This is a genomic window from Pseudoxanthomonas sp. 22568, assembly GCF_052044485.1.
Taxonomy (GTDB): Bacteria; Pseudomonadota; Gammaproteobacteria; order Xanthomonadales; family Xanthomonadaceae; genus Pseudoxanthomonas_A; species Pseudoxanthomonas_A beigongshangi.
In genome coordinates this window covers 350,167-374,088 of the sequence record NZ_JBQENC010000004.1, presented here as the reverse complement: position 1 = coordinate 374,088, position 23,922 = coordinate 350,167, and the positions used below count along the sequence as shown (strand labels likewise).

Sequence of the window (23,922 nt, the reverse complement as noted above, 5' to 3'; positions counted from 1 at the left end):
CCAGACCTTGCGGTCGAAGGCGTAGGAGGCGCCCAGGTAGTAGCCCTTGGCGTTGGTGCCGCCGAGATGGAAATTGGAGTCGTTGAACCCGTCCGGCAGCGCGTCCGGGTCGATGCGCTTGTAGCCCAGCCAGGCGTTCCAGTCGCCGGCCTGGGCCAGGGCCAGGTCGCCGAAGGTGGCCTGGACCAGGTAGGCGGTGTCGCCGCTGTCCAGGTCGGCCACGGTGGGGGTGGCCCCGGCCGGGGTGGCCAGGTTGGTGACCAGCCCGCCGTGGGCGCGGGTCCACATCCGCTGCGGGTCATAGGCGGTGTTCTTGACCCCGTGGGCCTCCAGGCGCAGGCGGGTGCCGGCCAGGGCCGGGGTCTCCCAACTCAGGTTCACGTCCACCAACCTGAAATTGGCCGCCAGGCCCACGTACTGCGGCAGCGGGGTGTTGGCCGGGTCCAGCGGGTCCAGGGCGATGTTGCGCAGGAGCATGAGGGTGTTGCCCTTCTGCATGAACGCCGGGCGGGTGCCGTCGGTGCTGCAGACCTGGGCGCCGGCGTACAGCGCGCAGGGGGCCGAGTACTCGCCGGAGATGTTGCGGAACTGGTAGTAGGCCAGCGCCGCGCGCAGGGTCTGGTCCTCCCCGAAACGCCAGTTGGCGCCCACCTGCAGGCCGTTGAGCCACTTGTCGCGGCTGGCCTGCTTGTCCTGACTGGTGGCCGGGAAGTTGTCGGCCGAGTATTCCAGCGGGCTCAGGCCCAGGGTGGCGAACAGGTCCAGGCCCTGGCCCACGGCCCGTTCGTACTTGACCGCCAGGCCGTCGAAGTTGAGGTCGTTGGAGAACAGGATGTCGGTGGACCAGTAGGGGTTGGCGAAGCGTCCGCCGGTGAACTCCAGGCCCGGCAGCGGCGACCAGGCCAGCCAGGCCTGGTCCAGCCAGGCGTCCTTCTTGGCCAGGCCGCCGCCCAGGGTCTGGGTGGTGGAGACCGGGCCGTCGTCGTTGCCGGTGGCCAGGCGCACGCCGGCGCGGGTGTGTTCGCCCAGTTGGGCCAGCACGCCCAGGCGGGCGCGGATGCGCCAGGAGTTGTTGCGGTCCTGGCGGGTGTTGCGCAGCGGCGGCAGGTCCAGGTGGGTGTTGGGGTTGATGTCGTAGCCATCGCCGGCGTTGATGCGGGCCCAGTCGGTCTCGATGGTGCTGTTGCGTTCGGAGAACAGGCGCGACTCGTTGCGCACGCGCACATCGCCGGTGACCTGCACGCGCTGGGTCCACTCCGGCACCGCGTCCGGGGCGGCCCAGCGTTCGGCCTTGGCCTGGGCCAGCACTTCGGCCTTGACCTCCTCGCGGATGCCTTCGCGCACGGACTCGGGGATGTAGGGCACGCGCACCTCGCCCGGTTCCAGGGCCGGGCCGGCGGCGCTGGCGGCCGGGCGGGCGGCGGCCTCGCGGCGGGCTTCCTCCAGCAGGGCCTGGCCCACCTGGGGGGTGAGCGCGCCGCTGTCGATGAGGCCGCGGATGAGCTTGACCAGGGTGCTCTCGGCAGCCGGGGCCTCCTGGGCCTGGGCGGCGGTGGACAGGACCAGGGCCAGGCCGATGCCGGCGGCCAGGTGGCGCAGGCGGGAAAGGGGAAGACGGGTCATGGGCAACTCACAAGGCAGGAAAAAGGGGCGGGAAAAGGGGGCAGTGGTCGGGATGGGGGGCGGGTCAGCCGGCGGGCCGGCGGCCCTGCACCAGCACCCGGGCCGGGAAGGTCAGCGAGGCCGGCGGGCGTTCGTCCACCCGGCCCAGGGCGCGCACGGCCTCCAGCACGGCCTGGTCGGCGTCGGGGTTGCCGCTGCCGCGGGCCAGTTCGACCCGGCTCAGTTCCCCGCCGGGGCCGAGCCAGACGTGCAGGGTCAGCTGGAAGGCCAGCGGGCGCAGGCGTTCGTCGCGGGCGATGGCCTGCTGCAGGACGTAGCCCAGGTAGCGGCCGTAGGAGGCGTTGCCGGCGCCGCCGGCGCCGACCCCGCTCATGCCGCCGCCGCGACCGGACTGGATGCCGAAATTGTCGGTGCCGGCCTGGGCGTCGGCGTTCATGGTCACCGGGTCGGCGGTGTCCGGGGTGGGCGCCTCCTCGGCCGGCTTGGGCACGTCCTCCAGCGGCTCGGGCTCGGGCATGACCTCTTCCGGTTCCACTTCCGGTTCGGGTTCGGGCTCGGGTTCGGGCGGCGGCGGGGGCGGCGGCGGCAGGGTCAGCACCGGCACGGCGGCCACCGGCCGGCGGGTGCTGGCCGGGTCCTTGAGCAGCAGGTAGCCGACCAGGCCCACCAGCAGCGCGGCCAGCAGCAGCGCCCCGAGCAGGGCCGGCCAGCCCGCGCGCAGGCCGCGGCCGGGACGGGGGTCGGGCGCAGTCATGGCCTCACCCCTGCGCCTTGCCGGTGACCAGGCCGACCTGGGTCAGCTCGATGCGCCGCAGCAGGTCCAGCACTTCCACCACCCGGGCGTACTGCACCTGGGCATCGCCGCGCACGATGACCGGGAAGTCCGGGGTGATGGCCTGTTCGGTGCGCAGGCGCTGTTCCAGCTCGGCCAGGCTCACCGGGTAGGCGTCCAGGAAAATCTGCCCGGCGTTGTCGACCGTGATGGCCTTGGTCTGCGGCTTCTCCAGGGCCTGGCTGCTGCTGGCCTTGGGCAGGTTGACTTCAATGCCGGGGATGGTGGCGTTGCTGGTCAAAATGAAAATGACCAGCACCACCAGCAGCACGTCCACGAAGGGGGTGACGTTGATGCCCTTCTCGCGTTTTTTGACACCCAATCGCTTGGCGGCCATGGCGCGGTCCTCAGGCCCGCACCGAGTGCAGCACCGACGGCACCGGACCGGCGGCGTCGAACTCCTCGGCCAGGCGGGCGCTGAACTCGTCCACGAACACGGCCATGTCCGCGCCGATGGCCTCGGCGCGGGCGGCCAGCCAGTTGTAGCCAAACAGGGCCGGGATGGCCACGCCCAGGCCGGCGGCCGTGCACAGCAGCGCCGCGGCCATGCCCGGGGCCACCGAGTTGATGTCCACCGCCCCGGCCATGGCCGCCACCGCGAACACCAGCATGATGCCGATGACGGTGCCGAACAGGCCCACGTAGGGGGCGCCTTCAATGGTGGTGGACAGCCAGTTCATGCGCCGGCTCATGCGCTCGCCTTCGCGGATGACCTCGGCGTCCATGGCCGCGCGGATGGCCGCCAGCGCGGCCGCGCTCAGGCCGTGGGCGTGGGCCTGGCGGCCCTTGAGTTCGTCCATGGCGATGGCGTACAGCCGCCACAGGCTGGCGTGCTCGCGGATATCCGCGTCCAGGGTGCCCTGGCGGGCGCGTTCCTGCAGGCTGGCCGCCGGCAGGCCGGCCACCTGCTGGTACTGCACGGCGAAGGCCGCGTTGGCCCGGCTGACCCGCCCGAAATACCGCCCCTTGGCCAGCATGATGGCCCAGGACAGCAGCAGCATCAGCCCCAACACGATGACCACCACCCAGGCGTCCACCGGCATGGACTTCAAAATGAACCCGAAATGGCTCACCCCGGCGTTCTGTTCGTCCTCGCCCAGGCGCACCAGCCGCGCGGCCGGGCCCTGCGAGGCCACCTCGGCCAGCAGCGCGGCCGCCGGCCGGGCCACCTTGGACAGGCGCACCTCGTCCAGCGCGCCGGTGAACGGCGCGGCGGCCACCGCCCCGGCCGGGGCCGGGGTGCCTTCGCCGCCGACCCAGGCCGGACCGGCCAGCGCCGGCAGTGGGGTCTCCACCCGCGCCACTTCCCGCCCGCCCACGTACAGCACCACCGCCCCGGCGTCGGCGGTGAAGGCCAGATGGCTCCACTGCCCGCTCGGCAATGCGGCCACCGGCGCGCTGCGCGCCTGGTCCACCTGCACGAACGGCACCCCGTTGTCCACGCCCAGCCACAGCAGGTGCTCCCCGTCCCGGCGCAGGTACACGCTCTGGCCCGGACCGGCCGCCTCGGGCTTGACCCAGGCCGAGAAGCTCATCGTCCCGCCGGCCGGCACTGCCAGCGAGGCCGAGGCCGGCAGCTGGAAGGGCGCGGTGCCCAGTTGCGCGCCGCGGCCGATGAGGGCCGCCTCCAGCGCGGTCAACGGGCCGCTGGCGTGGTTGCCGTAGGCGGTGGTGTCCTGGACCTGGGCGGTGGTGCCGGCGAAGTGGTAGACGGCGGTGTAGTCCGGGTCGAACACCAGCTGGCCGTTGCCCGCGGCCGGGGCCTGCGGGTTGCCGTAGTACATCCACAGGGTCTGCGCCGCGCCCGGGGTCACCGCCGGCACGTCGACCCAGACCAGGGCCATGGCCGCGGCCGCGTCGTAGCGCTCGACCTGGTGGTTGAGCACGGTGTGCCCGTCGGCGGCGATGAAGCGCAGGTCCTGGCCGCCCTCGCCCACCCCGTCGAAGGCGAAGTTGCCCGCGTGCAGGCGCACCAGCACCGGCAGCCGGCCCGGGCCGGTGGCCAGGCCCGCGCCCTGCGGGCCGGCGTCCACCGTCAGCGGCTTGCGGTACTTCCAGTCGGCCTGCCACCAGGCCGGACCGGGTTCCTGGGCCCGGGCGCTGGCCTGCAGCGACAGGCCCAGCAGCATCAACAACAGGAGAAGGACGCGTTGCATGGAAAAATCTCCAGAAAAAGAAATGAGGGTCAGTAGCTGGCGCCGACGCTGACGTGCAGCCGGTCCGCGCCGCGGGTGGTGGTGGGCCCGTCCAGCAGGCTGTGGCCGTAGTCCAGGCGCACGTCGAAGTGCTCGCCCACCCGGAAGCTGGTGCCGACCCCCAGCGACGCCAGCGAGGCCTCGGCCTCCTGTTCGGGCAGTGGCCGGCGCAGGCCCAGCCAGGCCCCGTCCAGGTAGCCGTGGAAGCGCCACTCGCGCAGGCCCCAGCGGGTCAGCGGCGCGCTGCGCCACTCCAGGGTGAACATCGCCCCGTAGTCGCCGATGGCCTCGGCCGAGCGGTAGCCGCGGGTGGTGTACATGCCGCCGGCGGCGAACTGCTCGCCGGACACCAGCGGCTGGTCGGTCAGCTGCGCCGACACCCGCGCGTACCACTGCGCCCCGCTGGCGAGGCTGTAGGTGTCGCTGACATCGGCCTTGAGCACGAAGAAGCTGGCATCGGCATAGGCGCGCTTCCAGTCGAACGCGTCCGCCCCGCTGCCGTAGCCCAGCACGCTGCGCGCGCCGAACACCGCCTGCAGGCCCAGCGCGAACTGGTGCCGCTCGCCCTGGCGGAACCCGCTGTAGGCCAGGGTCACCGGCGCGTACTTCAGCGGCGCGAAGTCGCTGGCCATCCCGGTCAGGGCCACCGCCTCGTCCATGTCCTTGAAGTCCACCCCCAGCGTCCACTGGTGCCACCAGGCCCCGGCCTGCGGCAGGGTGTGGCTGAGCTTGAGGCCCACCGCGTGGCCCTTGCCGGTGACCTGGGTGGTGCCGCTGGAGACCACGTTGCTGTCGGAGCGGTAGCCGGCCACTTCCAGCTGCCAGTCCGGCCCGCCCAGCGGCAGCCGGTAGGACCCGGACCACACGCTGGCCTCGTCCACGTCCTCCGGGGCGGCGAACCAGGTCAGCGAGGCGCTGTGCTCGCGCTGCCACAAATTGTCGTGGCCCACGCTCAGGATGCTGCGCAGCGGGGTGGTGTCCACGCTGTGGTCGTTGTTGACCGTCAGGCTGGCCCGCCACGGCGCGGTGTCTTCCACCTTCAGGTCCACGTCCATGGTCCCCTCCGTGGCGCCGGGCTTGACCAGCGGCACCACCTGCCGGCGCGCGGTGCGGTTGAGCGCGGCCAGCTGGTCCTGGGCGCGGGTGAAGTCCGGCACCTGCCCGGTGGCCAGCGCCGGCACCGCCGCGCGCAACCGTGCCGGGTCGTGGTGCCGGGCCCCGACCACGTTCACCGTCCCGACCCGGGTCTGGGTCACCTGCAGCACCACCACCCCGCCGCTGACCTGCTGCTCGGGCAGGTCCACGTACACGGACTGGTAGCCGCGCTGCTGGTAGGCCGCCTGCAGCGCATCGCGCGCGGCCTCCACGTCGGCCAGCGTCCGCCCCGGGCCCAGGTACGGCATCACCGCCTGCTCAATCTCCCGCGCCGCCAGCACGCTGTTGCCGCGCACCCGGTACTCCTGGATGCTCACCCGCTGAACCGCTCCGCCCGGCGCGCTCGGCGCCTCCGGTGCCTCGGCTGCGGGCGGGGCGTCCTGCGCGAACGTGGATGTGCTCGCGGCCAGCAGGCACAGGGTCAACGGCGCCAGCCTCGGCGCCTTCTTGTCTGGGAACATCGGTCGGGTTCTCAATGCGTAAGGAAGGGCGAAAGCGAATCGGCAGCGACCTTCATCCGATGACGCCGCTGCATGGGCGGTGGCGTCATCGAGACCAGCGGCAGCGGGATTGCCGGATTGCGGAGCGTGCGGACGAATCCGGTCCCCATCGGGCGTCGTTTCATTCTCAATGCCGTCCTTGACGCGGGTTTGACGGTGCCGGGCGCTTGCGCGGTTCCACCGCGGGATCGCCCATGCTCACCTGCACCACGCTGTTGGCGTCGTAGCCCTCGCCTTCGCCACCGCGCGGCGCTGCGCCGCTGGCGTCGGCGCCGAAGCCGAGCACCTGCACGCTGATCACCGACGGACGATTCCGCGCGTTCTGCCGCTTGACCACGTCCTGCGCCGCCTGCACCGCGCTGGTGGCGGCAGAACTGGCGTTGGACAGCGCGCTGACGTTCACCGCCGCGACCACCGGGATACCCTTGGCCTCGCCCTGCACCTGGATGTTCTCGGCGTTGACCACCCGCAGCGCGGCCAGGTTGACGTTGCCGGAAACGCGGATGCCCGCCTCGCCCGCGTCGATGGTGCCCAGCGGCGCGATCAGATCCACGTCGCCGGGCGGCACTTCCGCGATCGGATTGAGCGTGGCGATGCCCGCGCCGGTGTTCGGCGTGGTCGGCGACAGCGAAACATTGCCGATGGCGTCATAGGCACGACGCTGCGGGGTGTACACGATGGTGGTCTTGCTGCCGCGGCCGGCGTTGATGTCGCCCTCCGCCGACCAGGCCAGGATGTTGCCGCCGAAGGTGGTGAAGATGCGGCTCTGGCCCAGCAGGATGCTGCCCTGCGAGTACATGTTGATGTCGCCATCGCCCTGGGTCAGCACGCCGGAACCTTCCGCCGGGGTGAATCCGCCATCCACGCCGACCAGCGTGCGGCCGCCGGGCACCAGCAGATTGATGTCGCCGCCGAAGTCGGTATGGATGCCGGCGTCGAGGACCTTGTAGAACGGCACGCCGCCGGGACGGCCACGCGCGAACCATTCGTCCTCGCGGATGTAGCTCTGGCCCGGCCGGGGGCGTGCGGAGGGCGTCTCGCCGAAGGTCTCGTAGTACAAGGCGCTGCTGAACATCGTCAGGCCACCCTCGTAACGGATGGCGTTGCCGGCACTGTCCTTCGCCGGCAGCAGCGTGGCGATCGCCTCGCGTCCGCGCAGGTAGCTGCCTTCGCGCGGGCCGCCGTCCTGGTTGTACTCGCGACCGGCCGTCTTCAGTTCGTTGTAATAGACATTGCGCAGGAACACGCGTTGCTGCTCCGGCGGCAACGCGGCGAAGAAGGCGCGCGCGTCCATGACGGCGGCGTCGAAGTGCAGGCCCAGGCCGTTGGCGCCGCCGAAACGCGCGGTGAGCCAGTTGACCAGGTGCAGATCGCTCTCGCGCTGGAACTCGCGCGTCAGGTTGCGGTTGCTTGCACTCTTGCCTGCCGCCAGCGCGGTGTTGCGGACCCGATCCAGCTCGGCCTGCTTTTCGAGCATGAATGCCGTCGCGCCGGCCTCGTCTCCGGCGTAGCCGAACTCGCGCGCCAGCCACTGCGCCAGGGTCAGGCTGCCGTCGTAGATGCGCACCGCCTTGCCGGGCTGATCACCCAGCGGGCGTTCCGGATCGGCCTGGTTCGCCGGGTCCAGGTAGCGCGCCGCGAAGGCCGCCCAGTCCGCACCGTGCTCGCCTACCCCGGCCATGACGGTGATGCCGGCGCCGCTGCCCCGATCACCCGGAGTAACGTTGTAGACCGGCCCGATGCTGCGCAATTCGGCCTTGTCGGCCATGTACACGTCGCGGCCGGCGGTGAGTTCCAATTCGCCGGGACCGGCGATGTAGAAGGAACTGAAGCGGATGTCCCGCCCCGCCTCGACCACCGACACGTCGTCGGCGCTGGTGTGCACGATCAGATTGCCGCGCGAGGTGCCGGTGCCGACGTAATTCGGCTTGTGTGGCGCGGAAAGGTCGAGGGTCGTCGGGACACCGAACCAGCCGAGCGCGCCCGTCTCCTGCCCGTAGTTCTGGCCAAGCGTATCGAACTGGCCCAACTGGGTGCCCGCGTTGACGATGTCGCGGCCGGCGCGGACCGCGACCGCGCCACCGCCGTCGTACCAGGACGGATAGTTGCCGCGCTCCCCGGTATGCAGGCCACGATAGACGATGCCGCCAAGCTGCAGCCCCACCAGATCCCCTTCCACCGCGTAGTAACGCGCGGGCTGGCGACCCGCGTACACATGGCCCGACGCGGTGGGCGGCGTGAACGAGAACAGCGGATAGGCCTGCGAAGTGCCGAGCGGCCCGTCGTGACCGAAGGCGAACAATGCCGACGGTGCCAGCGCATCGGGACTGACGTTGTGCCAGACGCGACGCCCGTACCAGACGTTGTCATCAAAGCCGACGAAACCGGGATTGAAGGGGCTGGGCAAGCGGGTCGGATCCGCACCCGACACCGAGAAGCCATTGCCGCCCGCGTAGATGGAATCGCGCGCCAGCAATTCGAGCTGGCCGGCGCTTTCGACCACGAAACGCCCGTCCACCGGCGAAGGCGCCAGGACCACGCCGTTGGCGAGGCCGTTGATGCCATAGAACAGACTGCCGCTGGCGGCGACCGCACGCACGGTCGAGGGATAGATGAAATTGCCGTCGGTGGCCTGGAAGTCACTGAAGCTGCCGCGATCCAGTTCACCCAGGGTCGGGGTCAGGTTGCCGCCGGCGGCGAACAGGTCGACCGCGGTGGAAGGTGTCCACAGCGAGAACCAGTTCCAGCCGCCACCATCGTGCAGCGTGTCGTTGATCCGGTACGGGGATCCGCCGTGGAACTGCGGCACCCGGCCACCGTCGGCGGCGCCGGTCAGGACCAGATCGCCGCGCGTATCGATGCGCGCGGTGGCGTCGCCCAGCACCAGCAACGGACCGCCACCGGAGGTCGCCGCCGTCGCGGTGTACACGTCGTTGGCGCGCGACTCCTTGGGATCCATGCCGCCATGGCGAAGTTCGACGCCGCCGACCGCTCCGGCTTCCATGCGCAGCGCGCCGCGCAGGTTGGTGAAGCTGCCGTTGAGGTCCAGGCGGTGGACGTTGTTGGCCGGGAAGGTATTGGCTTCCGGAACCAGGTTGCCGACGGGGAAGCTGCGCTCGTACGGATCAGGGTTCAGGCCCCCGCCGATGCGGATATCCAGATCGCCACCGCCGGTCTGTACCAGTTCACCGGACGCGGTCACCCGACCGGTGCTGGCCACCGCCAGGTTCACGCCCTGGCTGCGGGCGATCACGTAGCCCTTGTCGCCGCGTCCCTGAAGCATGCCGGCGTCACCGCCGGTTTCCAGCAGCAGGTTGCCGCCTCCCAGCGTGCCGAAACCGGTGAACGCCATCATTCGTGGCATGCCTTCGAATCCGGACATGCCGTTATCCCGGTTCGACGCGATGTAGGTGCCGAAGTTGATCCACCATGCCGTGGCCACGTTGCCGCCGGCATCGCCGACGCTGCCGCTGCCCTGCCGCCACAGCCAGTTGCCGATCGATGCGCTGCCGGTGAGCGGGCCATTCCGGTAACCGAGCGCATCCGGGCGAATCACGGCCGTTGTTTTGCCGACGCTGTCGCCCATGATGTCCCCGCGTGCGCGCAGCAGCAGGTTGCCACCGGCCTCCGGGAACCACGCCTGGTACAGACTCTGGCTGCCGCCGTCGACCAGATGTTCGAACAGGTCGCCGCCACTTGGCCCCAGGATGGTCCCATCCACGACCGCGCCCCGCGGCAGGTTGAACGGCTCGCTGCCATCGGCCGCGGTGATGCGCGCCGACGGCGTGCCGGCGGTGTAGACGCCGTACAGCGACGTGGTCAGGATGTCGTCGCCGGACACCAGCTTCAGATCACCGGTGCCGGTGCGCACCACACTGGCCAGTTGCTCGCGCACCGGCAACGTGTAGTAATCCATGTCCGGCGGCGTGGCAGGCGTGACCAGCGCGGAGAGATCGCCATAACCCCAGAGGTTCAGCTCGCCCGCGTCGACACCGATGATGCCCAGCAGCTGAAGTTCCTCGACTTCCGCGGGCGTAATCACCGCGCCGGCGATGATCGGGAACGAGTAACCAAACATCGACAGCAGGTCGACGAATTCCTGGTGGGGCGCATCGCCCCACCGATACACCGCTGGAGAACCCGTACCCGGTACCGGCAACTGCTGCATGCCCATGCCGTAATGGTTGTCGGACAGACGCAGACCGCCGGTTCGCTCACGCGCGACCGCCAGGCGATCCGCCGCATCCGGATCGGCGCCACCCACCAGGGTGATGTCCCAGGACTGCGATCCGGCCGCGAGCATCGGCGCCAGTGCCCATTGGAGTCCCTGATGGCCATCCGCGTCCTTGTCGCGCAGGTCGACGGTTTGCACGTCACCCGGCAACTTGACTTCGGTCTCGCTGGGGATGAAAGCCCCCTTGGCCAGCGCCAGATCGGCGGCCAGCGCCACGCCGGAACCGCGCGAAGGCGCCGGCAGTGCGATACCGGCCGGCCAGATCATTTCGCCCAGTCGCGCCGCCGTCGGCAGTCGCAGGCCCGCGCCGAGGTGGGTATTGGCCGGCAACGTGACCGTGTCGGCCAGCACCGTGCCCGCCGCGTACAGCAGAGTGCCGCCGGCATCGAACACGGGGCCGCCCAGCACGGTGCCGCGCGCCAGCGTCAACGGCTGCGCCAGCGTCGCTTCCGCTGGCAGTTGGGTGCCCGCGGCCACTTCCATGCCGACGATGCGCACGTCGTAATTGAGCACTTTGCCGGAGGGGAACACAGTACCGGCCACCAGCGTGACCTTGCCGCCATGCGGCACGACCACGTCGGCGCCGTGCGGCTGCCGCCCCTTGGTCAGGATCCAGCCCTGATCGTCGAAGCCGGGGCTCAGGCGCGAGCCGTCGAAGCCGTCGCTGATGCTGCCGAACACTTCCAGATCGCCGCGCGCGCGGATCACCAGCGCGCCGGCTTCGCCGGAACCGCGCGTGGCGGTCTGCTGCGAATGCGGATTGACGCTGGCGTAGCGGTAGCCGGACAGATCCAGATCGCCATCCACGTGCAGGTTGCCATCCGGATTGATGGCCGGATCCGTGCTGCTGACGATCTGCACGCCCGGGCGCAGATGGAACTGATCGCGATAGCCACACAGGCCGGCCAGGCGATGCTCCATCAGATCCGTGTTGCCGAGGGCGGCGGTGATGAATGCCGTGTTCTGCCCGTGCAGGCGGTCCAGATAGTCCTGGTCGATGATCTGGTAGCTACCGCCGTCGGTGGTGGCATCCACGCCGGGCCGGGCGCTGTCGTCACTGGTGAAAGCGTTGACGGTGATGGTCTTGGCGCCTTCGATGGCGATGTCGCCGCGGGCATCGATGGCGACATCGTCGCCGCCGATGCGCGGCGCGTTGAGCGCCACCGTGCCATAGCCACGATCGGCACCTGCCACCCGCAGATCCATGCGTGCGCCGCTGTCGATCCGCAACAGGCCGGCACCGGAATCCACCTCGATGACCGCGCGGTTGGGCGCCTCGATGACCTGACCGTAGCTGTCCCGGCGCAGCACGTCGGCACTGGCATCCAGCACCGCGCCGCCGGTCAGGGTGACGCCATCGCGCGCGGCCAGGCGGATGCTGCCCGCCTGTTCGCCGCTGGCATCGATGACGCCATCGACCGTGAGATGCCCTTTGTCGAGCGAGACATTGACTTCATGGGCCTTGATCTCGTTGCCCACGACCAGATCACCCTCGCCCAGCCGGAAGCTGCGCGCACCGGTGACGCCATCGGCGGTCAGCCGGGCGTTGAGCCCGCCGAAATCGTCGATGTGCAGGCCATGCACGTCGATGCGACCGGCCATGAACGGCACCTCGGTGCCGCCGGCGTCGTAGTGGCCGCTGCTGGCGCCGAGGATGCGACCGGCCAGGTCCACCGTGCCGGCCTGGGCGAACGCGCCCAGCTTGCCGGCGCGATTGAAGCGCGCCGACAGATCGATCTGCGCGCCCGCTGACTGGCTGACGTCACCGGCGCGGCTTTCCAGCACCACGTCGCCGCCCCAGCTGTACTTGCTGACATCGAAGAATTCGAGCTTGCGTCCGGCCAGATCAAGCCGTGCGGCATCCCCCAGCACCACGTCGTCCTGCGCACTCAGGGTGAGCTTGCCGCTCGGCAGCCACGCCAGTCCGTCGAACAGCAGCCGGCCGCCGCGGCTGTCCAGCGCGATCTCGGCGCCGAGCGCATCGCTGGCCATCGCCGGCGCCACGCCACCGGTTCCGGTCACGCGTACATCGCCACCGGCGGTGATCCGGTTGACCGAACCCGCCGCGCCGGTCAACAGCGGCGTGCTGATATTCAGGTCGCCGCCGTGATAGGTGAACGCCTTGGCGGCCGGATCCCACTCGCCCTGCGACTGGTATACCGACAGGGTCCCCTTGTGCGAGGCGGTGACCCGTTCACTCGCATTGAGGTCCACGCCCGCGAAGCCCAGCGTCATCCGGTCGTAGCTGCGCACCGTATCCGGCTGGCTCTTGGTCGCATGGCCGAAGTCGATCACGCGCGCATCGACCGTCAGCTGCCCGCTGCCGGTGCCGGGGCCCTGCGCGACCACGTTGCCACCCGCCAGCCGCGATCCGGTCCAGACCAGGGTGTCGGTATGGATGCGCGCCACGTCGTCGGCATCGCCGTAGCCATAGATCGCCGGTGCGCCAAGGACCAGTTGCTCCAGCGCGGACTTGCCGGTGACCGGATTGAAGGTGGACAGGCTGACCGACCCGTAGAAGTTGATCGATTCGCGCACCGTCAGCGCAAGGTTCTGCAACGCGGGCGCGCCGTTGCGGGTATCGCCGAGCAGCAACCGGTCCAGGACCTGCTGGTTGAGGGTCATGCCGGCGGGCAGCGCACCCCGCGCTGCGGCGTCCGCCAGCGCGGCCTGGCTGCCCACGTTGATGCCGCCCACCGCCAGCACCAGGTTGCGGGTCCCGTAGCGGACCTCGTCGCCCAGCACGAAGCGGTTGTCGGTCGCGGTGGCAATCGTGCCTTCGGAATAGAGCCGGGTTTCACCCGCACAGCTTCCCCCCGCCGCGCATACGCCAATCTCGATCGCGCCGGCTCCGCCGCCGTCCGAATTGGGGGCGTCCGGTGCCAGCAGGTCGAGCGCACCGTTGGAAACCGCCAGCACGGAGTTCTGGCCCGGGGTATACACGTAGCCCTGTTCGGCCCCGAACGTGGAAGCGCCCTTGCCCAGGGTGTTGATACCGGCGCCCTGCTCCAGCGTGATCGCGCCGTCCACCCGGCTGCTGATCAGGAAGACATCGGTGCCCTCCAGCACCGCGCCCTCGCGCAGCACGATGTTTGCCGTCGAGTTGCCGAAGATGCCGATCTGGTTGGCCCGCTGCTGGCTGCCGGTGTGATCCCGCTGCGTGCTGGTCAGGCGTCCGCCGACGACCAGGCGCGCGCCGCCGATGGCGTTGAGTTCGCTGGCATGGACCGAAACGCCGGTGAAGCCCTCGGTGGGCGCGGCGCCGTCGGCCAGGATTTCATAGTTCCGCGCGTACCAGAGATTGGTCAGGCTGCCGTGCCCGCCCTCTTCGGGCTTTGCCAGCACGGTGGCGTCAAAGCGCAACGCGGGCTCGCCGCGCGAGCCTTCCTCGCTCCGTTCGATCAGGCGCAGGCTGATGGCCTTGGCATCGCGTTCCAGCAGCGCACGCGGGACTCCATCGCGCGCGGCGCTGTCGATGGCGAACTGCGCGTAACTGGTCTCGTTGTATTGCGAGTAACTGCGCAGGGTGTCGGCCGAGGTGAGGATGACCTGGGTCGGCAGCACGTCGCGCAGGCCGGTATTGGCGGTCCCCAGTTGCGCCGCCGTGCTCCAGGAGCCGTTGCGCATCGCGGTGGTGCTGCCGAACGAGGCCGCGGAATTGGCCAGCCCGTTGATCTCGACACGGAAAGCGCCCGGCAGCAGCGCATAGGTCGAAGGCAGCAGCGTGTAGGTGCCCGGCGGCAGGCCGGGCACGCCGGCACCGATGGTGATCTGGCGACCCAGTGCAGGCGCACCGGCACCCTGCTCTCCTCCCACCGGTGCCTGTCCCGCCTGCACGCCCGGGACGATCGCATAGACCGGGTTGGTCGACAGGCCCGGCAAGGTGAAACCGCTGCCATCGGCGGCCATCTGCACCAACGGATGCAGGCGCGCATCGGTGGAACCGCCACGGCCAGACAGGAATGCGGCACCGGCAAGTTCGCCGCCACCGGACAGATCCACCGTTGCCCCGGCCTGCGCGTTCACCGCATGGCTCTGGAACTCGACCTTCGGCTCGTTGCCAAGTCCGCGGAATTCAACGTCGGTGCCTTCGTACTGATAGACCAAGCCATCGACGGTGCCACCGTACGGAATGACTAGGCCGCGTGCGCTGACCGAGGTGACGCTACCCGGCAACAGGTTGACCAGACCGGTCTTGCCGTTGCTGTCCGCACTGCCGAGCGTAATGGTGCCCAGCGGTGCCCGCAGCACGCCGCCCTGGTTGACGGTGGCGGCGGCGAAGCTCATCGCACCGAACACGCTGTACGGCATCGGCGGAAGTTCGCTGCCGACCCGGGTGATGTCGAGACGACTGTCCGGGTCGTAGTACTGCTCCAGATTGTTCCACTGGTTGACCCGGCTGCGCAGGCCGACGATGACGTCGCCCTTGCCGTAGATCTGGCGGGCTTCCAGCAAGGTGTCGCCGGGCGAGAACAGCTTGGCGCCGCGCAGGCGCAGGTCGCCACGGCTATGCAGTTGCAACGCCTCGAACGCGTCGCGCCGGACCTCCAGCGGCGTGCCGCTGTTGTGGATGATCGCGCCATTGGCGCCCATGCCGACTTCGCCGACGATATCGATCAGATCCGCATCCAGACGCAGCGCGGAGCCTTCGGCGATGCCGGGCGCGCCCAGGGTGCCGTTTCCGGCACTGACGTTGCGCGATCCGAACACCGGATTCGGCATCATCTCGCCATCGCCCTGGCGGCGCGCGGAACCGGACAGCCGCAGGTACGGCGCGGCGAGGGTCACCCGGCTGTCACGGGCGGCATCCGCGCCCAGTCCGATGCCGCTGGCAGTGAGATACAGCGCCTGCCGCATGCGCAGGTCGATATCGCCGGCGAAGCTCAGCAGGCCGTTGACGTGCAGCGCGGTGGTGTCGAATCCGCCCGCGCGGATCGCGTCCACGCCATAGCGGGCCTGGCCATAGACCAGACTCTCGTGCATCTGCCCGGCTTCGGCATCGTCGGCCAGTCCGCTGCCGCCGTAGTTCTGCTCCAGCAGCAGCTCGCGCGGCACGCGCACGGCGTCGTCGACGTCATCCCCCAGGTAATCCCAGCGCCCCACTTCGCGGTAAAGCGGGGTTTCCAGATTCAGTGCGAGGGTACCGCCGGCCGCACCGGCACCGCCCGCGGCCGCGCGCAGTTGGCCGTCGATATACAGGCCATTGCTCGCGCTCAGCGCGATCACGCCGCCATGACTGGGAATCAGCGTGCCGCCGAGGCCGGGCAGATCCAGCGTCGCCTGCGCACCGGACGCCTCCAGTCGCGCGCCGCGACGCACCACCAGGAACGCGTCCACCGCGTTGAATTCGCGCGCCTCCAGGTCATGGCGCGCGCCGATTTCGATGGTGCCGCCGTCGAGCACCTGGCCGAAGCGGCGCCCGTTCGCGTCGACGCCGGTGTAGGCGCGTCCGGACACATCCAGGACCGCGTCGTCGCCGATCCAGATCGAGCGTCCGTTCGGCTTCCCGTTCGGCCGGTTCCTGTCGAGGCCCTGCCCCCACGCGCCGGGCAGGATGGAAATGCGCCCGCCATGCGCCCGCAGTTCGCCCTCGATGGTGATCTGGTCGTTGCCGGTCAAGGTGATCGATTGCCCCGGATCCACCTCGATGCGGCTGTCCTTGCCCATCTCCAGCACGCCATTGGCGTAGATCGAACCGGCCGTGAGCGACAGGCTCGCGCCCCGGCGCAGCGTGGTCCGGCCCTGGTCGGGATCGTCGGCCTGCGTCGGCGGCAGCCATACCGACAGCGCTTCCGAGGGGTCCGCGCCGCTCGCGATCCGGCGCGCGGTGTCGCGGTCGTAGTCAAGCAGCGGCATCAGCACCGACAGTTCGGTGCCCGGCTGCACCAAAACACCGTCGCGACCATGGATCGCATAGGCACCAAAACCGGACTGGAACAGCGCCCCGTCCAATGCCAGGAAGGACTGCACTTCGACGGTCTCGGGCCAGGCGGTGCCGGGCGGAATGCGCTGGCCGCGCGGCACCACGATGTCGGTGGCGGCGATGCTGCCGCCCTGGTACGTCGCCGTATACGCGGTGATCGGCAAGCCATCCGGGAACACGTCGCGCGGCACCACGTAGCCCGCTTCCAGTTCGGTGATGGCGTGCAGCACGGTGCCGGCGGGCAGCACGGTGCCGGCGTACTGGTAGGTGCCATTGGCGAGCAGCACCGCGGTCGGCAAGCGCCACTCGGCCTGCAACGTCACCGGATTGGCTTCGCTGATCAGCGGGCGGGTGCGCACCGGCACCGGCTGGTCGCCCAGCACGCGGGTCATGACGACCGAGAAGTCCATCGGGATCGGCTGCCCGGCCGGGATCACGTAGTCGTTTGCCAGGCGCAGCGGCAGATCGCTGGTTTCACCGGCCTGCAACTGCTCGATGATTTGCGGAACGCCGTCACCGATGCTGACCAGGGTGCCGTGCTCGATATCGAGCTTGCCGCCACCGTTGACGCCGTGGCCCCGCAGCGTGCCGTCGAGCGACAGCACGCCGGCGCCGCCCACCAGGCCGGCCGCCAGGCTCACGTTGCCGCCGCGACCGCCATGCAGGCGGTCGTCCGCGCCCAGGGTGGCGCCGGACGAAACGTCGATCAGGCTGTCCTTGCCCAGCACCACGTTGCCGTCGCTGCGCAACGACACGCTGCCGCCATCCACGTACGGCAGGCCGCCGATGGCGAGAGGATCGTGCTGGCGGTTGTTCCACAGGCCGCGTGCGTCCAGGGTGACTCCGTCGGCCAGGTTCGTCTGGCGCGCATAACCGGGCGGCGTGACTTCGCTGATCGCGGTTTCCTGCCAGCTGCCGCCCTCGGCGCTGATGTGGCGGACGACCATGTTGCCCAGGCGGATGCTGCCGCTGCGTGCGGTCAGGTCCGCATTGACGTCCACCTGGCTGGCGTGCAGCGCGATTTCGCCGCCGGGCGATACGGTCAGGGCTTCGTCCACGCGCACGCCACCGCGCGCATACACCTCCAGGCCCCCCAATCCCTGGCGATTCAGCCAGTCCGCGTCCAGCGCGATCCGGCCCGCCTCCGGTTCGGCGCCCGGCACCGCGTCGCCGATCGTCACCGCGCTGACCACCGCGTCGGGCGAATAGCGCAGATCGCCGGTGTTCTTGTCGTACACCGGGCGGTGGCTGCCGATGATCAGGCTGGCGCCGCGTGCGGCGGCGGTCTGCGCCTGCTGATAACCATCCAGCGCCGCATCACGCGTCCGCTGCTGGCGGTCGCCCTGGAAGGTGGTGCCTTCGACATCGCCTTCGAGTACCGCGCCCCGGGTCGCGACCACCAGCTTGCCAGCGTCGCGTCCCACCACGTAGCCGCCTTCCAGGCGCGTCCGCGGTGCGATCAGCGGGTTGTAGTAGTAGGACGTGGTCTGCGAACCCCAGCGCTCGTGCAGATCCTCGAAGCCCTTGTACAGGCCGGTGTAGAGAAGATCACCCGGCGCGTTCGACGCGTTGTAGAGCTTGCCGTCGGCGCCCTTGAGGAAGGTCTGGTTGACGTAGCCGGTCTGCACGTCCAGGGTGCCGCCGGACAGGTTGATGTGCGAACCCTGGCGGGTCACCACCTCGCCGCCGCTGAATTGCACGGTGCCACCCTGCGCCGACCATTCGCCGATGCCGTGGCCGGTGACGCCCAGGTAGCCGCCGACTTCCAGCAGGCCGCCGGCGGTGTACCAGCGATCGGTTTCGTAGCCGTTGGTGCCGGCCGGCACCAGCACCAGATCGCGCCGATCCAGCCAGATGTTGCTGTTGTTGAGGCTCTTGTCGTCGCGGTTGCCGGACGCGTCGCGCTGCTCGTTGCCCTGTACGTTGATCAGGACATTGTTGGCTTCCATCGCGATGCGCACGCCGACCGCGCCGGACACGTCGATGCGCGCGCCATCGGCGACGGTCGACCGGCCCGCCGCGTCCACCAGCACCTGCCCACCGGTGGCCAGGGTCAGTGACTGGCCCTGGAAATCGACGTCGCCACCGGAACTAATCCGGATCAGCGACTGGTCGCGTCGGTGGGTGGCATTGCCGTCCGGCTTGTCGGTGTCCCGCACGAGGGTTTCGCGCTGCACGTCCAGGGCGGTGGTCGCGCTTTCGTCCAGCACCACCGCGGTGGTGCTGTCCTTGTCCAGGACGATGCGGCTGTCTGCGTCGGTGGCATCGCTGGTCAAATGGACCGTGCCGCGGGTGTGCACGGAAGTGGTCGCGATCACCGCGCCCTGCTGGCGGACTTCGTGGCCGACCAGGCTGATGTCGCCGGTGGTGGCCTGGATCAGACCGGTGTTGGTGACCATGCCGGTCGCTGGCGCACTGCCCTCGGTGCCGGTGCCGGAAGTTGCCGGCAGTCGCAGGGTCGAGACCAGATTGCCGCGCGTGGTCGAGGCCTGGTTGCCATCCGTGTCCATGCCCTTGCGGATGACGAACGCGTCGCCCGCGGCCAGCGTGGTCTGGCCGTTGGCGGTGGCGATCTGCCCATGGTTTTGCACCTGCTGGCCCACCAGCAGCACATAGCCGCCGCCTTCGGTCACCGAAGTGGGCACATGCGTGGTGATCCGCGCACCTTGCTCCACGGTGACGGCACCGGTTGCCGCACCATGCTGGAAACTGCTGGCGGTGGAGGTCAGATCGTTGGCGAAGGTGGGAATGAAGTCCTTGCCCTGCGCCTGGCTGTACAGCCCGCTGCGGAACTGCGCATCGGTCATGCCGACCGCGGACGCGGCCAGGTTCTTGACGTTCACCTGGCTGGTGCCGTTGAACACCACGCCATTGCGGTTGATCAGGAACACCGTGCCATCGGCCTTGATCTGGCCCTGGATCTGCGACGGCCGCGCACTTGGATCGTTGATCCGGTTGAGCACCGACCACGCCGCATCCTGCTTGAAATCGACAGTGGTGTTGCGGCCGACGTTGAAGCTCTCCCAATTGAGGATGGCCTTGTCGGCGGTCTGCTCGATGGTGACGGTGGTCTTGCCGTCCGCCACCTGCTGGGTCGGATCCTTGGCGTTGTGCCAGCCGCGGGTCAGCGCGTCCTGATCAACCTTCAGCCCCCCCTCGCCCAGACCGTCGGGAACGGTGGGCGCGCGCAGGCTGGCGGCGTCGCGCGCCGCCTGCTGCAGCCGCTGCTGCATGGCGATGGCCTGCGCGGCGGTGGCCAGGTTCTCGATCGAGGTCTTGAGCTTGTCGCGCGCCTCGCGGTTCTGTTGTTCCGGCCGCGGCAGGTTGCTCGGCTGCCCGTTGGGCAGGCGCCCGGACTGGGCCGCCGACTGCTGGTTGGCCCCCTTGTTGGCGAACCAGGCCGCGCTGAACGCCTGCTGCGCACTGGCGGTTCCGATCATGCCGCCGGCGACCAGCAACGCGGTGATCGCGTGCGCCAGCGGCTTGATGCCCAAGCCATCGGCCGTGGAAGGAGTGCGCGTTCGCTGCGGCTGATTCACCATTGTTTTCCACCCGTGGAATGTCGTTCGCTGGATGCACTTCCCGCCTTCCCGCGTCCGTCCCCGGATCATCGCGTTGGAATGGGTTGTGCTCGTTACGATGGGTAAGACCGACGGGGCCGGTGACGACTGAACTGCTGAAACAAAAAATTCATGCACGCGAAAATGGGCGGCAACTCGCCGGATGAATTTCATGTTTCTGTCATCTACACCTGCTAACGACTGCATTGGGTAGACGCGCACGATGATCGTCCGCGAAAGATGCATGGCTTCGAATGGGCCCGTGCGGACGAGCGAATCGGCGTGCACGCGAGCGCGCCACGCCCTCGATGCAGGCGCATTCGTGGATTCGAGCGCGAGATTCGAAAGGCGCGGCATCACCGTCGCCCGGCCATGCGATCAGCCCAACAGGGTCACGCCAGCAGGCATCTGCACCACCCGCGCGCCGTAGACGTCCTTGACCAGATCGAGGAAGGTGTCGGCCTGCCGGATCGGAATGCGCGCCTGCACGGTGCGCCGGCCCAGTTCGGCGCGGGTGATGAGGATCCGGCCCGGTCGGTAGCGGTTGATCTCGTCGACCACCCGCGCCAGCGGTTCGTTGTCGAACACCAGGAAACCATGCCGCCATGCGTCCACCCGCGACGTGTCCACCGGCGCCACCGACGCGATCCGGCGTTCCGCCAACCGCGCCTGCCACGAGGGCCCCAGCACCACTGCGCGTCCGCCCTGCTCCACCCGCGCCTGCCCGGACAGGCAGGTGATTCGACGATCCTCGGCGACACAGCGCAGGTTGACGCGCGATCCCGGCGCCAGCGTGACCAGGCCATCGCCAACCCGCACGCGCAGCGGCGAGGCCGGTGATTCGGGCGTGCGGAATTGTGCTTCGCCCTGGACCAGTTCCAGCAGTTCGTTGCCGGCGCCGCCTTCGCGGCTGAGCGCGGTGCGCGCGCCCATCGCCACCTTCACTCCGGCGATGTCGACGTCACGCAATTCGCCCACGGTGGTGCGATAGTCGGCGGCGGCTTCCTCCCAGCCCGGCCACAGGCCAAGCGGCGGACGCGCGATCAACCAGCCCGCCGTGGCCGCCACCGCGCCGCCCAGGAACGCACGCCGGCCCATCCGCATCGCGCGCGGACGCCGGCCATCACGATGCGTGCCGGCGGGCGGCAATGCCGCGACGCCTCCGCTGTTCACTTCGCCTGCCGCGGGCACCGTCATGGCGGTGGTGGCCGCCAATGCCGCGGCCGGCGCCAGCGCGTTCCATAGCCGGCGCGCCTCGGTGAACGCACGCACGTGCGCCGGCTCGGCCTTGCACCATTGGCGGAACGCATCGGCGTCGGCGGCCGTGGCCTGGCCGGACTGGAGGCGCAGCAGCCACGCCTGCGCCTGTTCGCGCAGTTCGCATTCCCGGGAAGCGGATTCGACCGGTTTCATATTCATCACGACTGTTTTCCCGCGCCGGGACCGAACCGCTGCACGACCCGGCGGTCCAGCCGGTCCGCGCAGTGCTGCAACGCCTTCTTCAGATCCTTGCCGACCATGCGCAGGGAAATACCGTGGCGGACGGCGATGGCGTCGAGCGGTTCCTGTTCCACCCGCGCTGCCAGCAGGATCGCCCGCTGGCGGCGCGGCAACTCCTGCAAGGCTTCCGCCAGCGCGGCGATATCGGCCTGGCCCAGCGCGACGATCGCCGGATCCTGCTCGTCGATCACTTCGTCCATCAAGGCGTCGATTTCCAGCCCGGTCAGGATCCGCGACTGCGCCACGCGCTGATCGGCGGCGGCGTTGATCGCCATCCGGAACAGGTAGGCCATGGGATTGCGTTCCGGCTGCGCGGCCTCGCGCATCCGTTCCACCCGCAGCCAGGTTTCCTGCAGGGCATCCAGCGCCAGATCGTCCGAACCCAGCCGCCGTCGCAACCGCCGACGGAATTCCTCGTAGTGATCCAGCAACAGTACCCGCAGGCCGGCACTCATCGTTCCCGCCCCCGGCATGGCGGCGTGGACTGGCCGGTTTCCGGCAACAGGGTCAGGGTGATCGGTTGCGGCAGATCCGGCGGCAGGCCGGTCAACGGAAGATCCGCCAGGCGCGCCAGGATCGCGGCGTCGCGAAGGACATCGCCACTGGATTCGCTGATTTCCGCTTGCCGGATGCGGCCGCTCGCATCGAGCCGGAACCGGATCGCGGCGCGATAGCCGCCGGGCCGGGTCGATTCGTCGCCGCACAGCGCGTCTTCCAGCGAGCGCTGGAGAATGCGCGCGCCACGGCGGCGCGCGGCGGCGTCCTGGTTGTCGGTGGCCGCCGGCGCGATGGTTTCCGGCGCGGGCTCGTCCATCGCGGCGTCGGCACCCGACATCACCAGGGTAAACGCATCGTCGCCGACGAAGCGCGGGGTCAATCCGGTTCCCACCAGCATCCTCCGCAGGGCCTCGTCATCGCGATAGCGGCCAATCACTTCTGCCGAATGCAGATTGGCCAGCAGTCGCGCATCGACCAGCACCGCCAGTCCGGTGATCCGTCCGTAGGTCTGCAAGGCGCGATCCAGCGGCTGCGCCGACAGATTGAAGTCATGCGATGCGTCCGGTTCCCTCGCCGCCACGCCGAACGGTGCCAGCGCGGCGGCCAGCAGCATGGCAAGCATCGGCATTCGCCGCGCGGTCGGCGCGCGCACGCAGGCGGCGATGGGTTCAGCGGTCGTTCCGCAAGTAGCTGTCATCAAACTGCAGGCAGAACGCGCCAGTATCGAAACGCCGAGCACGGCACACTATTCCGCCTTCGTTGCAGTCCGGTGACACGCCATGAATCCGCTCCGGCCCCATCTTTCCCCACATCGCCTGTTGCCATTCGCGGCGGCGCTGCTCGTTTCCTCCGCGCTGGCCGCCGAACCGCAGGCGACGCAGATACCCGCCACGCCACCGGCGACCGACTCCGCATCGACACCAGCGCCCGCCAAATCCACCAAGCCCGCCGACACCCGCTGCGTCGACGTGGAAGTGAATGGCGAGCGCGTGCCCGACTACGCGTGCCTGGGACAACTGATGACCTCGCCCACGCCGCCCGCCTCCCCCGATGCGAACCTCACCGGTTCCGAGCGCATCGTGCGCCAGCCGCCCACCAAGCTAGGCCTGGCCAATCGCGCCGCCACCCAGCAGCGGATGGGCAACACTTTCGGCACGTCGACCCAGCCGCAGCGACCACCGCCGCCGTCGCCCAAGCCGGTGATTCCCGGACGCTGAGCGATTGCGCCAGGCAAGCGACGCGACGGATGCCTCAGAGTGAAGTGCCGCTGGTGCCCGCGTGGGCACCCGGACCCGCCGGCTCCATCGGTTCCGCCGATTCGCGCAGCGACAGGCCCAGCACCAACGGCTGGCGCATGTCGGCGGGCGGTTGCGCCAGCGGCGGCTGCAACAACGATTCGAGCGCGGCGTCCGCTTCCGCGTCGCCCAGCGAGGTGAACTCGCTGCGGATGATTCGGCCATTGGCCGCGATCCACAGCTTCACCACCACCGGATCCTGCCGCTGCGGCAGGCTGGCGGAACGTTCCATCCAGTCGTGCAATTGATTGGCGGGAACGCTGTCCTCGCCCAGCCTGCGTTGCAGTTCGGTGCCGGCTTGCTGCGCATACGCCAGCCAGTGCTGGGGAACCGGATCCTGTGCGGTGGCCCCGACCGTGGCGCCAAGCGTGGTCCAGGCTATGGCCGCACCCAGCAGGCGCCGCAGCCAGCCGCCCGTTCCGTTTCGCGTCGTGTCGGCACCCGCCTGCGGTTGCGGCGTCGGCCGGTCTTTCCTTTCGTCTTGCAGGCCGTTCATCGGCGGATTCCCGTTCCAAACCCGATGACTCTGCCTGCCTTGCATGACAGGGAGATGGCGGCCAGGAATCGACGCGGTGGCCTGCCTTTGCCGCACTTCGCGTAACAGTCC

12 protein-coding genes are annotated in these 23,922 nt (G+C 69.6%); 2 read left to right on the top strand and 10 right to left on the bottom strand.

The features are described from left to right. The 9 genes from ACTJI2_RS07510 to ACTJI2_RS07470 form a co-directional block, all read right to left on the bottom strand. A partial coding sequence (locus ACTJI2_RS07510) for a putative porin (RefSeq protein WP_440841607.1) occupies positions 1–1,623 on the bottom strand: 1,623 nt, incomplete at its 3' end. 64 nt (positions 1,624–1,687) lie between these two features. Further along, positions 1,688–2,377 (bottom strand): TonB C-terminal domain-containing protein, encoded by a 690-nt coding sequence (locus ACTJI2_RS07505; RefSeq protein ID WP_203323832.1) that lies wholly within the window; start codon positions 2,375–2,377, stop codon positions 1,688–1,690. Between the two features lie 4 nt (positions 2,378–2,381). Then, the gene (locus ACTJI2_RS07500) at positions 2,382–2,792 is read right to left on the bottom strand and encodes an ExbD/TolR family protein (protein WP_183645121.1); all 411 of its coding nucleotides are present in this window, start codon (positions 2,790–2,792) and stop codon (positions 2,382–2,384) included. Positions 2,793–2,802: 10 nt separating this feature from the next. Beyond that, on the bottom strand, positions 2,803–4,611 hold the full coding sequence (locus ACTJI2_RS07495) for a DUF2341 domain-containing protein (protein WP_440841225.1): 1,809 nt from the start codon (positions 4,609–4,611) through the stop codon (positions 2,803–2,805). 29 nt (positions 4,612–4,640) lie between these two features. Further along, on the bottom strand, positions 4,641–6,266 hold the full coding sequence (locus tag ACTJI2_RS07490) for a ShlB/FhaC/HecB family hemolysin secretion/activation protein (RefSeq protein ID WP_440841606.1): 1,626 nt from the start codon (positions 6,264–6,266) through the stop codon (positions 4,641–4,643). A 166-nt stretch (positions 6,267–6,432) separates the two neighbouring features. Then, complete coding sequence (locus ACTJI2_RS07485; RefSeq protein WP_440841605.1) at positions 6,433–20,001, bottom strand: filamentous haemagglutinin family protein; 13,569 nt, start codon at positions 19,999–20,001, stop codon at positions 6,433–6,435. A 399-nt stretch (positions 20,002–20,400) separates the two neighbouring features. Next, positions 20,401–21,441 (bottom strand): FecR family protein, encoded by a 1,041-nt coding sequence (locus ACTJI2_RS07480; RefSeq protein ID WP_192197816.1) that lies wholly within the window; start codon positions 21,439–21,441, stop codon positions 20,401–20,403. Continuing rightward, on the bottom strand, positions 21,441–21,977 hold the full coding sequence (locus ACTJI2_RS07475) for an RNA polymerase sigma factor (RefSeq protein ID WP_192197815.1): 537 nt from the start codon (positions 21,975–21,977) through the stop codon (positions 21,441–21,443). The genes ACTJI2_RS07480 and ACTJI2_RS07475 overlap by 1 nt, the downstream gene beginning before the upstream one ends. After that, entirely contained in the window at positions 21,974–22,642 is a 669-nt protein-coding gene (locus ACTJI2_RS07470) for a secretin and TonB N terminus short domain protein (protein WP_192197814.1), read from the bottom strand. The genes ACTJI2_RS07475 and ACTJI2_RS07470 overlap by 4 nt, the downstream gene beginning before the upstream one ends. On the opposite strand from ACTJI2_RS07470, the gene ACTJI2_RS07465 reads away from it, so the two are divergent. Both ACTJI2_RS07465 and ACTJI2_RS07460 read left to right on the top strand, forming a co-directional pair. Next, positions 22,632–22,793 (top strand): hypothetical protein, encoded by a 162-nt coding sequence (locus ACTJI2_RS07465; RefSeq protein WP_192197813.1) that lies wholly within the window; start codon positions 22,632–22,634, stop codon positions 22,791–22,793. The two genes, ACTJI2_RS07470 and ACTJI2_RS07465, sit on opposite strands and share 11 nt — an antisense overlap. A 6-nt stretch (positions 22,794–22,799) precedes the next feature. Next, the gene (locus tag ACTJI2_RS07460) at positions 22,800–23,237 is read left to right on the top strand and encodes a hypothetical protein (protein ID WP_192197812.1); all 438 of its coding nucleotides are present in this window, start codon (positions 22,800–22,802) and stop codon (positions 23,235–23,237) included. A 34-nt stretch (positions 23,238–23,271) separates the two neighbouring features. Here the strand turns inward: ACTJI2_RS07460 and ACTJI2_RS07455 are convergent, their stop codons facing one another. Continuing rightward, positions 23,272–23,811, bottom strand: a complete 540-nt coding sequence (locus ACTJI2_RS07455) for a hypothetical protein (protein ID WP_192197811.1) — start codon at positions 23,809–23,811, stop codon at positions 23,272–23,274. Positions 23,812–23,922 lie beyond the last annotated feature (111 nt).

Coding starts and splice junctions, on each gene's coding strand:
- ACTJI2_RS07470 (WP_192197814.1), bottom strand. CDS start 22,642: ATGCTTGCCATGCTGCTGGCCGCCGCGCTGGCACCGTTCGGCGTGGCG.
- ACTJI2_RS07480 (WP_192197816.1), bottom strand. CDS start 21,441: ATGAATATGAAACCGGTCGAATCCGCTTCCCGGGAATGCGAACTGCGC.
- ACTJI2_RS07455 (WP_192197811.1), bottom strand. CDS start 23,811: ATGAACGGCCTGCAAGACGAAAGGAAAGACCGGCCGACGCCGCAACCG.
- ACTJI2_RS07495 (WP_440841225.1), bottom strand. CDS start 4,611: ATGCAACGCGTCCTTCTCCTGTTGTTGATGCTGCTGGGCCTGTCGCTG.
- ACTJI2_RS07505 (WP_203323832.1), bottom strand. CDS start 2,377: ATGACTGCGCCCGACCCCCGTCCCGGCCGCGGCCTGCGCGCGGGCTGG.
- ACTJI2_RS07460 (WP_192197812.1), top strand. CDS start 22,800: ATGAATCCGCTCCGGCCCCATCTTTCCCCACATCGCCTGTTGCCATTC.
- ACTJI2_RS07465 (WP_192197813.1), top strand. CDS start 22,632: ATGGCAAGCATCGGCATTCGCCGCGCGGTCGGCGCGCGCACGCAGGCG.
- ACTJI2_RS07475 (WP_192197815.1), bottom strand. CDS start 21,977: ATGAGTGCCGGCCTGCGGGTACTGTTGCTGGATCACTACGAGGAATTC.
- ACTJI2_RS07490 (WP_440841606.1), bottom strand. CDS start 6,266: ATGTTCCCAGACAAGAAGGCGCCGAGGCTGGCGCCGTTGACCCTGTGC.
- ACTJI2_RS07500 (WP_183645121.1), bottom strand. CDS start 2,792: ATGGCCGCCAAGCGATTGGGTGTCAAAAAACGCGAGAAGGGCATCAAC.